Source organism: Micromonospora sp. AMSO1212t, from assembly GCF_008868145.1.
GTDB classification, from domain to species: Bacteria; Actinomycetota; Actinomycetes; order Mycobacteriales; family Micromonosporaceae; genus Micromonospora; species Micromonospora tulbaghiae.
This window is the reverse complement of sequence record NZ_WBKS01000006.1, coordinates 1-12,768: the sequence shown is the minus strand read 5'-3', so window position 1 is coordinate 12,768 and position 12,768 is coordinate 1. Positions and strand designations below refer to the sequence as shown.

The window sequence follows — 12,768 nt, the reverse complement described above, 5'->3', positions numbered from 1 at the left end:
GGCCGGGTTACCCGAGCAGCGTCGCCGCCGCGGCCACTGTGGCCAGCGACAGCGTCGTGGTCACCACCACCGCACGGTTGGCCACCGCCTCGGCGACGCCGTACTCCTGGGCGTAGATGAACGTGTTCTGCGCTGTCGGCAGGCCCGCGCACACCACCACGGCGAGCAACTGCGGCGCGGACAGGTGCAGGGCCAGCCCGGCCGCGTACGCGATGACCGGCTGCGCGACGAGCTTCAGCGCGCTGATCGCGGCCAGCTCGGCCGGCCCGGCCGGCTCTGCCGGCTCTGCTGGCTCTGCCGGTTCTGCCCGCGACGGCGCCGTGTGGTGCAGCGACGCGCCGAGCGCGACCAGCGCGGCCGGGACCGCGGCGCCCGCCAGCAGGGTGAGCGGCGCGGCGACCGCCGACGGTGGTTGCAGGCCGGCAGCCGAGCACGCGACACCGAGCAGCGACGCCAGGATCACCGGATTGCGTACCGGCAGGGAGGCGATCCGGCGCACCCTCACCCGCCCGTGCGGGTCGCGGTGCCGGTCCAGCGCGACCAGGATCACCGGCGTCACCACCAGCACGTGCAGCAGCACCACCTCGGCCAGGAACGACACGCTGCCGAGAACCTGCGTCGCGATCGGGATGCCGAGGTTCGCCGAGTTCACGTACCCGGCGGCCATGCCCCAGATCGGCCGTTCGCCGGGCTCGCGACCGAACAGCCGGCTCGCGCCGGCCCACCCGAACCCGACCACCGCTGCGGTGCTCACCCCGAAGGCGAGCAGCGAACGGCCGGCGAACGCGGACAGCGGCATCCGGGACAGGGCCAGGAACAGGGCGGCCGGCATCGCGAGGTGGAACACGAACCGGCCGAGCACCGACGCCGCCGCCTCGCCCAGCAGGCCCCAGCGGCAGGCCGCGTAGCCGACCGCGGTGAGGATCCAGATCGGTACGAACGCCGACGCCAGGCTCATCCGGGCGTCACCGGCAGGCGCCGCGCCGACTGAGGGACTGGGGCATGCCAGTCACCGCGCTCTCGCCGGTCTTCAGATGCAGCGACGCGCCCGAGGCGCGTACCGAGCCGCCGGACAACCGGGCTTTCCACGCGCACGCCGATCGGGAAGCCACGCGTTCAGCCTCGCACGGCGAGGGCCGCCGAGCGGGCCCTGCTGTTCCTGGTCCCGGCGCCACACCTCCTGGTCAGGCGTCGAGACGCTGTGGTCCGGGACCGACCTCGCGGACGACGGTGTAGGTGGGAACACCGCTCATGCGCGCTTCGGCCTTGCTTCCTGCAACCTCAACCGCGGTTGAGATCAGATCAGTTACCTTGACCTCCCGCCGTAGAGAGCTGCGAAGACGCGGTCCCGCAGGATCTCGTACTGCCGGCGGCATCGCACAGGTGGGCCCGGCGGGCGTTGCTGAACCTGACCGCCGACGACGACTTCCGGTGGCTGGAACTGGTCAGCCGTCAGGTCCACCTCGCGGCCGTCGGCCAGTCGATTCCAGTAGTGGTAGCCGACCTTGGCGTCTCCGGCGTGGACCTCGCCGAGGATCAGCTCCCCGCCGAGCAGATCCTGGATGATCAATGCGGTCACCCCGCACTGACCACGGGCTGCGTTGCCGGCATGCCAATCCTGCACATCGTGCGGGTCGCAGGTGTCCGCTCCCCAGCCGGCGCGCAGCACCGGCCGCAGCATCTCCAGGTCGATCGAGAGAGGGACTGATCGTTTGTCGCGCTCCTCATATGTCACCCGGGAAGGGTCGGCCCTCGACCGGGTCGAGAGTCAAGTCGGGCGTGTCCATCTGCCGCTGCATCCCGGGGCCTTGCGGGGAGAGCCTCCGGCCTCGACCCGCCAAGCGCCTAGGATGGTCCCGGTGACCTTCCCCGAACGGCGATCCGCCGACGTCCCGACCGACGAAGAACGGGTCGACGAGGCCCTGCGGTTGCTCTCCGGCCCGCCGGTCGCGCTCGACGTCGCCGTCAAGCGCCTCGCCCGTGGCAGCGGCGTCTACGCCTGGTGGGCCCCACCCTCGGTCCTCCCCGACCTCCCCGGGCCACCGAACAACAGCGACCCGTCGCGGCGGATGCTCTATCTCGGCCGGGCGACCAGTCTGCGGGGCCGGATCCTGCGCAACCACCTGCGACGGTCGGGCAGCTCGACGCTGCGCCGCACGCTGGCTGGTCTCCTCGTGTCCGAGGGCTATCGGACGACCTGGACCGACCGCGTCGTCCTCATCCCCGAGGACGAGACGCGGCTGACCGCCTGGATGCACGAACACCTGCGCCTGACCTGGGCGGAGGACCCCGAGCCGGCGGACATCGAGGCCGAACTCGTCCGGCGTCTGCACCCGCCGCTCAACGTCCACGGCGTCGACCCCGAGCACATCCAGGCGGCCGTGGTCGCCGCCAAGAACTCGTACAACATCAGCAGCGGCCCGGCGCAGCCCCAGCTGTAGGTGGGGTGCGAGCCTCACGCCACCAGTGAGGCGTCCAGATCCCGGCGGGTGAGGGCGGAGCGGAGGTGCAGCCCTTCGGCCGCCAGGTTCTCCCGGCCGCCCTGCTCGCGGTCGATGGCGCAGACCACCGTCTCGACCTGCGCGCCGACGGACCGCAGGTGTCCGCACGAGGCCAGGAGCGCGCCTCCCGTGGTCACGACGTCCTCGATCACCACGACCCGCAGATCGTTCACCGGCCCGCCCTCGGCCACCTTCGCGGTGCCGTACTCCTTCGCGTGCTTGCGCACGAAGACCGTCGGCAGACCCGTCAGCTGCGACATCACCGTGGCGAGCGGGATGCCGCCCATCTCCATCCCCGCCAGCACGTCGCACTCCGGCAACAGATCCACCATCGCCTCGGCGACGTCGCGCAGCAACTCCGGCTTCCCCTCGAACAGGTACTTGTCGAAGTACTCGTCGCTGACCTGCCCCGACCTGAGACGGAACTCTCCGGTGAGGTGGCAGGTGTCATAGACACGGCGCGCGAGCAGGTGAGTCACCGGCCCAGTCTCGCACCAGGCCGGCGTCACCCGATCCGCCGGATGCGTACCCTCGGGCGCTCGTTACGCAGATGCCCCAACTTGTGCTGGCGGACCTGCTCCCTCCCACACCTCCTGGTCGTACTCCGGATCCGGCGCCGTCCACCGGTGCGACCCGTCGCTGTAGTGGAACTTCTCGTCGCCGGCCCGCAGCACGCTCACCGCAGCCACCCCAGGAACCGCCGGTGCAACGCGCACGGCCAGGGCGCACCGCACCCACCGCACGACCAGACCGGCAGCATCGGCCCGTGGGTGCTCACCCGCGCACCCCCAGGAAGCGGGCGACGCTCGCGCGCGCCTGCCTGCTGGTCGCCCACGCGACCTGCCAGCAGGGGTACGGAGTCAGCCGCGCCCACCACAGCCGACAACCCACGCACATCCCGTCCAGACCCCGTACGTGCACCGCCAGGATCGCCTGTTCCGCAGTCATCACTGGTCCTCCTGCGACGGCCAGTGACCGCGATTGATCGGTACGCGGTGGCGGTTGCGGCACGGCAGCTCCGCACCACACCGGCACACCCACCGCCACTTCCGCCACGACCAGGCCGGGCGATGCCGGCGTACGAGCGTCGACGCGACGGCGAGGAGGTAGCCCTCGTACGGCAGGCGCCGCTCGGCTGGTGCGACGACGTCGGCGTCCCGGTGCGGCGCTTGGCCCGCTGTCGACTCGCCGGGCGCTGCCTGCGCGTGATCCAATTCAGCCAGCGCGAGGATCCGCCGCTTCGCCGCCTCCCATTCGGCCCTCTGTGCCTCCTGGCCCGTTCGGCGCCAGCCGTTCCGACCGCCCATCACCACCTCCGTCCGCTCCGGCGCGACGGATCACTTCACAAGGGAGTGCGACGTCGCGCCGGCAGGATGAGGCGTCTCCTCACCCGAAAACGGACACTAGGGCCGCCTGGTGATGGAGAAATTACCGCTGGTTATGCCGCCAGGCTTATGCCCAGCCGCCCGGCCAGCAGGCGCAGTTCGTTGGGCACGGCCCGGCGCTTGGCCCGCTGCGCCATCGCGACGACCGCGTCCTGGGCGAGCGGGTTGAGGGAGAACGGCACCGGGGCAGCCTGCTCCGCGCGTACGAACGCCGCGATCGCCTCGTTGTCCCGGCGACCGGAATCGGCCAGCGCCCGTCCGAGGTCGAGCCAGTACGACATCTGCCGGATCGACGCCGCCAACACCTGCGGCCGCACCGTGCGGGACAGCTCGATCACCCGGCCGGGCTCGCCGGACTCGGCGGCGATGGACATCTCCCACAGCGTCACGTTCGTCGGCCCGAACCCGCAGCCGTTGAATCCCATGCCGTCCGCCGGGTCGCCGAGGGTCGCCGCTTCCCGGGCAGCCTCGGTCAGATGGTCACGCGCGACGTCCGGGCGCCCGCTGACTGTCGAGGCGAGAGCCGCCGACAGGTGCAACTGACCGAGCATCTGCCGGACCCGCTCGTCGGAGGCGGCGGACTGCAGCTCTGCAAGGGAGCGGTCAGCCGCCCGCGCGGCGAGCGGAGCGGACTCGATCGGCAGGCTCTGCGCGTACGCGAAACGGGTCGCGCCAAGCCACGCCGCTTCCTCCACGTCCTCGGCCGCCGCGACCGCGACCCGCGCCGCGTTCAACGCCAGGTGGCGGTACCCGAGGTGCCGCAGGCAGGCCGACGCCTGGTACGCCACCTGAGCGAGCGCCGGTCCGCTCGCCGCAGCAGCCTCCAGCAGCAGGCCGGGCAGCATCTGGGCCATGGCCGGGAAGTTCGAGCGGTGGCGAAGCTGCTCACTGCGCGCGATACCCGCTGCCAACTCCTCCCGGGTGAGGATCGATGGCCGCCGCTCGCCGTCCTCGATCTCGATCAGCGCGGACCAGATCGCCGGCACGCACTCGGCCGCACGCTCACGCGCCGGATCGCCCGTCTCGGTGCCCTGACCGAGCAGGTCCGCGACCGTGATCTGCAACGCGGCGGCGACGGCGACCAGGGTGGAGCGCCTGTCGATCGTCTTGCGACCGGACTCGACCTGGGAGATGTAGGACTGGCTGACTCCGGCGAGCCCGGCGAGGACGGCCTGGCTCATTCCGCCACGGCGCATCCGCCAGTAGCGGATCCGGGCGCCGATCGTGTCGGCCTTGCTCGCCATGTCTCGCCTGCCTCCCAGGACGAGGGCTGGGACTGCGGCATCGGCCGGTGAGTCGGCATGCCCGTTCGCCAGTGTACGTGGATCGCTGCTCTTGTATTGACGTCGAGGCGGTTGCTCCCTGCCGCTCCCCCGCACTCTGTGATCGACTGGTTGGGCTGACCGGAGGTGCCGCCGACATGCCAACGCCGCCTGCCTACTTGGCTATCGCCGCCGACCTACGCGCCGCGATCCTGTCCGGAGAACTCCCCGCTGGAGCCAAGTTGCCGTCCGAGTCCGGCCTGATGCGCCAGTACGAGGTGAGCCGGACCGTCGCCAAATGGGCGATCGCCGTCCTCAAGGGCGAGGGCATCGTGGAGGGTCGCGCCGGATCCGGCGTGTACGTCCGGGACGCCACCCGGCTGGTCCGTCACGCCCGAGGCCGCGACGTCCCCTCCGCCGACGGCCCGACTTCTCCGTTCGCCCGCGACGCAGCCGGTGCCAGGCAGCAGGGCACCTGGGAGCACGACAGCCGACGCGAGCAGGCCGATGAGCGGATTGCCGCCCGGTTCGGCGTCGAACCGGGAGCGCCGGTGATGCGGACGTCGTACCGCTTCCTCTCCGACGGCGAGCCGATAAAGCTCTCCGTGTCGTACGAGCCGCTTGCCCTCACCAGGGGCACTCCGATCGAGTGGCCGGAGGACAGCGACGTGAAGGGCGTCCTCGCACGCATGGACGCCATCGGCATACGGGTCGACGAGGTCGTGGAGCGCGTCAGCCTTCGATCAGCGACGGCCGACGAGGTCGAGGCGCTCCACCTGCCGGCCCGCACGTTCGTGCACACCATCGAGCGGACCTACACGGCGGGCGGTACGCCGGTGGAGACCGCCGACATCGTGCTACCAGGCGGCCGGTACGAACTCGTCTACCGCCTTCCCATCGACTGACGAGTCGGCACGAGCGATGCGCTGTCGACAAGCTTGCCGGATGAGAGGACACTTCCGATGGGCAACGATCCTCATGCAGGAGCCATGAGCTTCATCTTCGAGGCAGGCGTGCTCAAGCGCGCCGCCCGTACCGGATGGTGGTTCGCCGGTGTGAAGCACCCCGAGTCGATCGCCGAGCACTCGTTCCGCACGGCGCTCATCGGCATGATGCTCGCGGCCATGGAGGGCGCCGATCCGGCTCGCGTCTCGATGTTGTGCGTCCTGCACGACACGCAGGAGACCCGGATCACCGACATCCCCCACATCGCCAAGCGCTATCTCACGGCCGCACCCAATACCGCCGTCACCGCCGACCAGGTCGCCGCCTGCCCGCCCGCCGTTGCCGACGTGATCAACGCTGCCGTCGCCGAGTACGAGGCCGGCGAAACTCTGGAAGCGGTCGTGGCCCGGGACGCGGACAAGCTGGAGTGCCTCGTCCAAGCGGTCGAGTACCGGCATCAGGGAGTCGCGGACGTTCAGCGCTGGATCGACAGCTCGCGGGCGGCGCTCAAGACCGCTTCCGCTCACCGCCTCGCCGACGCCGCCCTCACCGGCGCACCGATGGCGTGGCTGAGCCCGCCCGCCCCGGCATAGACGCCGGATGCCGCCCAGCCCTCGCCAGCTTTCACACCTGCCGATGAGCGTGCGTTACATGCTGTCGTCGCGGACCGCGATGGGAGGGCTCCGAGGTAGGTGTCTGCGACCGCATCCCTGTACGTCCTCGATCGAGGCCGGGCGGTGGAACAGTCAGGCCGTGTCTCCTGGATTCTGGTGGGTGGGATCGAAGGTGAGGTTGAGTAGTTCCAGGCCGGTGACGGGTTGGAAGCCGATCTCGGTGTAGAGCGTCAGGGCGGGGATGTTGTCGGTCTCGGTCTGGAGTGAGACGCGATGCGCACCGGCGGCACGGGCGTTGCGGATGACGTGCTGGAGCAGGGCGTTCGCGATACCGCTTCGGCGATGGTGCGGGGCCACGTAGAGGTCGCGGATCGACCATGAGGTGCCCAGCCTGAGCGATGCCGGCGTGACCGTGACCGTGATGAAGCCGCGGACGCGGTCAGCTCGGATGGCGGCAGCGACGCAGATCCGGTGTTGTGCGATCTGGTCGTGCAGCCAGGAGCGGGTGATCTCCGGGGTTGACGGTTGGCCGTAGTGCGCCCGGTAGTCGTCGAACAGAGCAGCTACCTGATCGAACGCCGGGTGGGCGGGGGCTACCGGCACGATCGTCGTTGTCATGCCGTAAGTGTGGCCGACGGTCGAGCCATTGGGCCGCTGTCATCGGCCGACCCACGTGGCGACGCACGCCTCGTTGCCCTCGGCGTCGGCCAAGATCCACCACTTCGGTGCGTGCGCATCCGAGACCAGCTGGCCACCCGCAGCCAATGCGGCGGCGATGCGGGCCTCTGCCTGGTCATGTGGGACGGCGACATCAAGGTGCATGCGGTTGCGTTGTGGACGCCGGGCATCCATAGGCTGCACCCCGAAGCCCGGACCCCTGCGCGCCGGGTCGGCCAGATAGTCGTCATCGATCTGGCGGTAACCCAGCAGCGCGCGCCAGAACGGCAGCACGTCCGCGCCGACCAGGGCGTCGAGGGTGACGTTGACGAGCTGCACGGCGGTCGGATCGGCGGGGATGTCCAGCTCCCTGGCGGCAGCCGAGATCCGCCGGGCCAGCGCCACGTCGCGCGACAACAGGGACACCGTGACGCCGGCATGACGCAGATCGATGCTGACGTACTGCTGCTCCGCGCCACCGGCGAGCCGACCGACCTCATCGACGAACGCTATGCCCTTGGCCAGCGAGGCGGTGCGGAAATACGCCGAGACCACGTGGTAGAGGCAGCGCCAGTCCTCGACACCGTCGGCCTCGTGGAACTGCCCGGCCGTGATCTGCCCCGTCATGCCGGCGAACCTAGCATCGGCTGCGCGACGGAGCGCACCGTGGCGCTTCACGCATGGCCGGCCGACGGTGAATACGTCAGTGCGGGGATTCGCCGGACCGTAGTCCGTCGACGAGGAGTGCGACCATGCGCCGGCCGTAGTCGGGGTCCTCGTTCGGCATGGGCGCGCAGAGTTTCGCCACGGCGTACAGCAGGTCCTGGGCAGTGATCCGGGCCTGGATCTCGCCGCTGGCCGTCGCGGCTTCGAGCAAGGACTCGAGGGCCGGTCCCAGCTTCTGCATGAGATAGCCGGGCAGGCCGTCGAACGCCGGATCGCCGGAGTGCAGGGCCGCGGCGAAGCCGCGTTTGGTCGCGACGAACGCGGTGAACCGATCGAGCCACTTCGCGAGGGCGACCCCCGGCTCGTGCTCGGCGGCCAGCGCCGGGGCCGCGTCGGCGCAGGCGTCGATCTCGCGTTCGATGACGGCCTTGATCAGGTCCGAGCGCTGCGGGAAGTGCCGGTAGAGCGTGCCGACGCCGACGCCGGCCAGATCGGTGATCTCTTTGGCGGGGGCGTCGACGCCGACGGTGCTGAAGACCGTCTTCGCCGCTTCGAGCAGGGACTCGATGTTGCGGCGTGCGTCAGTGCGCTTCCGACGCGGGGCGCGTTCGCGAACAACGAAGTCTGATGTGTCGTCGGACACAGCTACGCCTCCCTTGCTTTTCCGGAAAGGCTTTCCGTATAGTTCCGGAAAGAGATTCCGCATACGACGATACCGCAGGGAGACGCGCATGCAGTACCGCACCCTGGGCCGGACGGGCATGAAGGTCAGCCCGTACGCGCTCGGCACGCTGATGTTCGCCACGGTGATCGGGAACCCCGATCCTGACGACTCGATCAAGGTCATTCACAAGGCGCTGGACGCGGGGATCAACCTCGTCGACACCGCCGATGCGTACGGCGACTCGGAGGAGATCGTGGGCCGGGCCCTCAAGGGGCGCCGGGACAACGTCGTCCTCGCGACCAAGGTGGGCCTTCCGAGGCTGAACACGCTGCCCCGGACGCCGGGCGCAACCGCGGCCACCGACCCCAACCAGCGAGGCGCATCCCGCCGCTGGATCATGACCGCGGTCGAGAGCTCGCTGCGCCGCCTGCAGACCGACCACATCGACCTCTACCAGATCCAGCGTCCGGACCCCGACACCGACATCGAGGAAACCCTCTCCGCGCTCTCCGACCTGATCCGCAGTGGCAAGGTCCGGGCGATCGGGTCGTCCACGATGCCCGCATCCGACATGATCGAGGCGCAGTGGGTCGCCGAACGACGCGGGCTGGAACGCTTCCACACCGAGCAGCCGCCCTACTCGATCCTCAACCGCAGCATCGAGAGCGAGGTGCTGCCGGCCGCGCAGCGCTACGGGATGGGCACGCTGGTGTGGGGCCCGCTCGGGCAGGGAATGCTCACCGGCCGGGTCCGCAAGGGCGAGCAGAACGACCTGCGCCGCGCCCGCTTCTCCAAGCACCTCACCGACGAGCGCCGGATCGACGTCGTCGAACAACTCGTCCCGCTCGCCGACGAGGCAGGCATGCCGTTGACCCACCTCGCCATGGCATTCGCCGTCGCACACCCCGGCGTGACCAGCGCGATCCTGGGCCCGCGCACGATGGAGCACCTCGACGACCTGCTCGCCGGCGTCGACGTCACGCTCACCGACGAGATCCTCGACCGGATCGACGAGATCGTCGCGCCCGGCACCGATGTCACCCGGCTCGACCAGGCCTACCTGCCCCCGGCCCTGCTGAACCCGAGCCTGCGCCGCCGGCCGGTCAGCGAGCGTGGCGCCGCCTGATCACCAAGAACAGTTACCGCAGGACAACATCGGGCGTACGGAGCTGCCACAAGGCGTTCATCACGGATCCTGATCGGATCGCGGTGGCGGCATCCGTCGGCCCCACGCAACCCCTGGCAGTTCAGAACCAGCTCTCACGCATGTCCAGCGTGGTCCGGTCCAGCCCTTCCAGCAGGTCGAACTGCGCCGCCACCTTCGGCAGCTCCCACCGGTAGAAGTACCGCGCCGCCTGCCTCTTCCCCGCCAAGAACTCCCCCTCGGCCCCCTCCGGCGACCCCAGCGCCTCCACCACCAGGACCTGTTCCAGCCACATCCACGCGATCACCACGTGCCCGACCGCCTCCAGGTACACCGAGGCGTTCGCCAGCGCCAGCTCCGGATCACCCGGAGCCCACAACCGCCGCGTCACCACGGCGATCCGGTCCACCGCCGCGCCGAGCTGACCGGCCAGCTCCGAGGCGAACCCCTCCGCCTTCCAGGCCCGGGTGACGGTGCCTCGGATGGTGTCCAGCAGCAGTTCCAGCGCGGCGCCGTCGCGCATGGTGACCTTGCGGCCGAGCAGGTCGAGCGCCTGGATGCCGTGGGTGCCCTCGTGGATGGCGTTGAGCCGGTTGTCGCGCCAGTGCTGCTCGACGTCGTAGTCGCGGGTGTAGCCGTACCCGCCGTGCACCTGGATGGCCAGGTCGTTCGCGGCCAGGCACCACTGCGCCGGCCAGCTCTTGGTGATCGGGGTGAGCAGGTCCAGCAGCAGGTGCGCCCGCTCGCGGTCGGCCTCGGCGGGCGCGGTCTTCTGCTCGTCCAGCAGCCGTCCGCAGTAGAGCACCAGCGCGAGCGCGCCCTCCACGTAGCTCTTCTGGGCCAGCAGCATCCGGCGTACGTCGGGGTGGGCCACGATCGGCACCTGCGGCGTGGTGGGGTCCTTGTCGGCGACCGGCCGGCCCTGCGGGCGCTGCCGGGCATATGCGACGGACTTCAGGTACGCGGTGTAGCCGAGCGCTGTGGCGCCGGCCCCGATGCCGATGCGCGCCTCGTTCATCATGTGGAACATGACCGCGAGTCCCCGGTGCGGCTGTCCCACCAGGTAGCCGACCGCCCCGGCCCGCCCGTACGGCCGGTGTACGCCCTCGCCGAAGTTGAGCAGCGTGTTGGTGGCGCCCCGGTAGCCGAGCTTGTGGTTGAGCCCGACCAGCACCACGTCGTTGCGCGGCCCGGGCCTCCCGTCGTCGTCGAGCAGCACCTTGGGCACGATGAACAGCGACAGGCCCTTCACGCCGGGCGGCGCGCCGGGGATGCGGGCGAGGACCAGGTGGACGATGTTCTCGGCCAGTTCGTGGTCACCACCGGAGATCCACATCTTGGTGCCGACGACCCGGTAGGTGCCGTCGTCCTGCGGCTCGGCGCGGGTGGTGAGGTCGGTCAGTGAGCTGCCCGCCTGCGGTTCGGACAGGCACATGGTGCCGAAGAACCGCCCCTCGACCATCGGGCGGACCCAGGTGTCGATCTGCTCGGCGCTGCCGTGCGCGAGCAGCAGGTTGGCGTTGCCGAGGGTGAGCATCGGGTACGCCGCCGTGCCCACGTTCGCGGCCTGGAACCAGGCGAAGGCGGCGGCGGCCACGGCGTGCGGGAGCTGCATGCCGCCGACCGACTCGTCCATGGTGGCGGCGAGCAGCCCGGTGCCGGCGAACGTCTCCAGGGCGGCCTTGACCTGCGGGATGGTCCGCACGCGCTGCCCGTCGAACGTGGGCTCGCCGGTGTCGGCGGCCCGGTTGTGCGGAGCGAACCGTTCGGCGGCGACCTGGGCGGCGAGGTCCAGCACCGCGTCGAATGTCTCCCGGGAGTGCTCGGCGTAGCGGGGCCGCTCGGTCAGCCTGGTCACGTCCAGCCAGTCGTGCAGCAGGAACGCGAGGTCACGACGGGACAGCAGCAGATCGGACGAGGACAACGTGGACTCCTTCCGGTCAGCCGCGGCGCAACCCGGCGACGGCCTCCCGTGGTCATCCTGACCGATCCGGGCCGCGGGCGCACCCTCCGCCACCCCCGGAACCCCCGGACGCCGGCCAGGTACAGGTTCGGTCCTGACAGCGACGCGTCAGCGTTCGGCCAGCGGCATACGCGAATCTCTGGGAACAAGCCCGGCCGATGGAGCCGGGCATGTCATCGAGTACCTCGGCGATTGGATTGTCACTGGTGAAAGACCTCTCCTCCAAGGCGGTAACCCTCGGCGTCACGGTCACGCTGGCCACGACCGCGCTGCTCGGGGCGTCCCCCGCCCTGGCCGCGGAGCCGGGCTCGGACCTGCCGCCGGCCCTCGCTCCGATGACCGCGCTCTACCAGACGGTCGCGTGCGACCCCGCCGGGCCTACCGGGAGTGACGCGACCCTCGCCACCCAACTGAACTCGCGGCTGAACTCGGACATGCGGGGCTACATGACGGCGTACCGCGTGTCCTGCGCGCGAGAGGTGGTCGAGGCGGTGCGGGCACGAGGCCTCGCTTCGCGCGCTGCGGTCATCGCGATCACCACGGTGATCGTCGAGACCCACCTGCAGAACATCAGCGAGGAGGTGGACCACACCAGCCTCGGCCTGTTCCAGCAGCAGGAGTGGTGGGGCACCCGGGCGGAGCGGCTCAACCCGGCCTACGCGACGAACGCCTTCCTCGACGCGATGGTGAGGAAGTATCCCAACGGCAGCTGGGCCAACGCCCCGATCGGCGACGTCTGCCAGGCGGTGCAGGTGTCGGCCTACCCCGACCGTTACCAGGCCCAGGCGGCGGACGCGCAGATCATCGTCGATTCGCTCTGGAACTCCGCCGGCCCTCGCTCGGAGGATGTGCCGATCTCGGGTGACTGGAACAACGACGGCATCGACACCGTCGGCGTCTTCCGACCCAGCAACTCCACCTTCTACCTCCGCGACACCAACAGCGGCGACGCCACCCGCATCTTCAA

The 12,768-nt window shown here is 70.3% G+C and carries 12 protein-coding genes and 2 pseudogenes; 5 read left to right on the top strand and 9 right to left on the bottom strand.

Annotation, left to right across the window (positions count from 1 at the left end; all coding sequences use genetic code 11):
* Nucleotides 1-7 precede the first annotated feature (7 nt).
* Entirely contained in the window at nucleotides 8-958 is a 951-nt protein-coding gene (locus F8279_RS02945) for an AEC family transporter (RefSeq protein ID WP_151498987.1), read from the bottom strand.
* A gap of 348 nt (nucleotides 959-1,306) precedes the next feature.
* Entirely contained in the window at nucleotides 1,307-1,735 is a 429-nt protein-coding gene (locus F8279_RS02935; RefSeq protein ID WP_225853098.1) for a hypothetical protein, read from the bottom strand.
* A 115-nt stretch (nucleotides 1,736-1,850) separates the two neighbouring features.
* Between F8279_RS02935 and F8279_RS02930 the strand changes: the two genes are divergently transcribed.
* Nucleotides 1,851-2,441, top strand: a complete 591-nt coding sequence (locus tag F8279_RS02930; protein ID WP_151498986.1) for a GIY-YIG nuclease family protein — start codon at nucleotides 1,851-1,853, stop codon at nucleotides 2,439-2,441.
* A 14-nt stretch (nucleotides 2,442-2,455) separates the two neighbouring features.
* Here F8279_RS02930 and pyrE read toward each other — a convergent pair whose 3' ends face one another.
* From pyrE to F8279_RS02915, 3 genes and pseudogenes are all read right to left on the bottom strand, one after another.
* Entirely contained in the window at nucleotides 2,456-2,980 is a 525-nt protein-coding gene (gene pyrE / locus F8279_RS02925) for an orotate phosphoribosyltransferase (protein WP_151498985.1), read from the bottom strand.
* Between the two features lie 295 nt (nucleotides 2,981-3,275).
* Nucleotides 3,276-3,620 (bottom strand): annotated as a pseudogene (locus F8279_RS30935) (hypothetical protein); the annotation flags it as partial.
* A gap of 319 nt (nucleotides 3,621-3,939) precedes the next feature.
* The gene (locus F8279_RS02915) at nucleotides 3,940-5,130 is read right to left on the bottom strand and encodes a helix-turn-helix domain-containing protein (RefSeq protein WP_091427326.1); all 1,191 of its coding nucleotides are present in this window, start codon (nucleotides 5,128-5,130) and stop codon (nucleotides 3,940-3,942) included.
* A gap of 176 nt (nucleotides 5,131-5,306) precedes the next feature.
* Between F8279_RS02915 and F8279_RS02910 the strand changes: the two genes are divergently transcribed.
* Together F8279_RS02910 and F8279_RS02905 are read left to right on the top strand one after the other, a co-directional pair.
* A complete protein-coding gene (locus F8279_RS02910) occupies nucleotides 5,307-6,053 on the top strand; it encodes a GntR family transcriptional regulator (RefSeq protein WP_151498984.1) in 747 nt (248 codons plus the stop codon).
* Between the two features lie 57 nt (nucleotides 6,054-6,110).
* The gene (locus tag F8279_RS02905) at nucleotides 6,111-6,686 is read left to right on the top strand and encodes an HD family hydrolase (protein ID WP_091427330.1); all 576 of its coding nucleotides are present in this window, start codon (nucleotides 6,111-6,113) and stop codon (nucleotides 6,684-6,686) included.
* Nucleotides 6,687-6,839: 153 nt separating this feature from the next.
* Here F8279_RS02905 and F8279_RS02900 read toward each other — a convergent pair whose 3' ends face one another.
* The 3 genes from F8279_RS02900 to F8279_RS02890 form a co-directional block, all read right to left on the bottom strand.
* A complete protein-coding gene (locus F8279_RS02900; protein ID WP_091427333.1) occupies nucleotides 6,840-7,325 on the bottom strand; it encodes a GNAT family N-acetyltransferase in 486 nt (161 codons plus the stop codon).
* Nucleotides 7,326-7,364: 39 nt separating this feature from the next.
* On the bottom strand, nucleotides 7,365-7,991 hold the full coding sequence (locus F8279_RS02895) for a VOC family protein (RefSeq protein ID WP_091427337.1): 627 nt from the start codon (nucleotides 7,989-7,991) through the stop codon (nucleotides 7,365-7,367).
* A gap of 76 nt (nucleotides 7,992-8,067) precedes the next feature.
* Nucleotides 8,068-8,673, bottom strand: coding sequence for a TetR/AcrR family transcriptional regulator (locus tag F8279_RS02890; protein ID WP_151498983.1), 606 nt, complete (start codon nucleotides 8,671-8,673; stop codon nucleotides 8,068-8,070).
* Nucleotides 8,674-8,761: 88 nt separating this feature from the next.
* Here F8279_RS02890 and F8279_RS02885 point away from each other — a divergent pair, with 88 nt between their 5' ends.
* Nucleotides 8,762-9,820: an aldo/keto reductase gene (locus tag F8279_RS02885; protein WP_151498982.1), complete on the top strand. Its 1,059-nt coding sequence runs from the start codon at nucleotides 8,762-8,764 to the stop codon at nucleotides 9,818-9,820.
* A 121-nt stretch (nucleotides 9,821-9,941) separates the two neighbouring features.
* Here F8279_RS02885 and F8279_RS02880 read toward each other — a convergent pair whose 3' ends face one another.
* Nucleotides 9,942-11,762 carry an acyl-CoA dehydrogenase gene (locus F8279_RS02880; RefSeq protein ID WP_151498981.1) on the bottom strand — a complete coding sequence of 607 codons (1,821 nt, stop codon included), beginning with the start codon at nucleotides 11,760-11,762 and terminating at the stop codon, nucleotides 9,942-9,944.
* Between the two features lie 209 nt (nucleotides 11,763-11,971).
* Here F8279_RS02880 and F8279_RS02875 point away from each other — a divergent pair.
* Nucleotides 11,972-12,768: pseudogene (locus tag F8279_RS02875) on the top strand (hypothetical protein); the annotation flags it as partial.

Coding starts and splice junctions, on each gene's coding strand:
- F8279_RS02945 (WP_151498987.1), bottom strand. CDS start 958: ATGAGCCTGGCGTCGGCGTTCGTACCGATCTGGATCCTCACCGCGGTC.
- F8279_RS02930 (WP_151498986.1), top strand. CDS start 1,851: ATGGTCCCGGTGACCTTCCCCGAACGGCGATCCGCCGACGTCCCGACC.
- F8279_RS02915 (WP_091427326.1), bottom strand. CDS start 5,130: ATGGCGAGCAAGGCCGACACGATCGGCGCCCGGATCCGCTACTGGCGG.
- F8279_RS02910 (WP_151498984.1), top strand. CDS start 5,307: ATGCCAACGCCGCCTGCCTACTTGGCTATCGCCGCCGACCTACGCGCC.
- F8279_RS02905 (WP_091427330.1), top strand. CDS start 6,111: ATGGGCAACGATCCTCATGCAGGAGCCATGAGCTTCATCTTCGAGGCA.
- F8279_RS02900 (WP_091427333.1), bottom strand. CDS start 7,325: ATGACAACGACGATCGTGCCGGTAGCCCCCGCCCACCCGGCGTTCGAT.
- F8279_RS02895 (WP_091427337.1), bottom strand. CDS start 7,991: ATGACGGGGCAGATCACGGCCGGGCAGTTCCACGAGGCCGACGGTGTC.
- F8279_RS02885 (WP_151498982.1), top strand. CDS start 8,762: ATGCAGTACCGCACCCTGGGCCGGACGGGCATGAAGGTCAGCCCGTAC.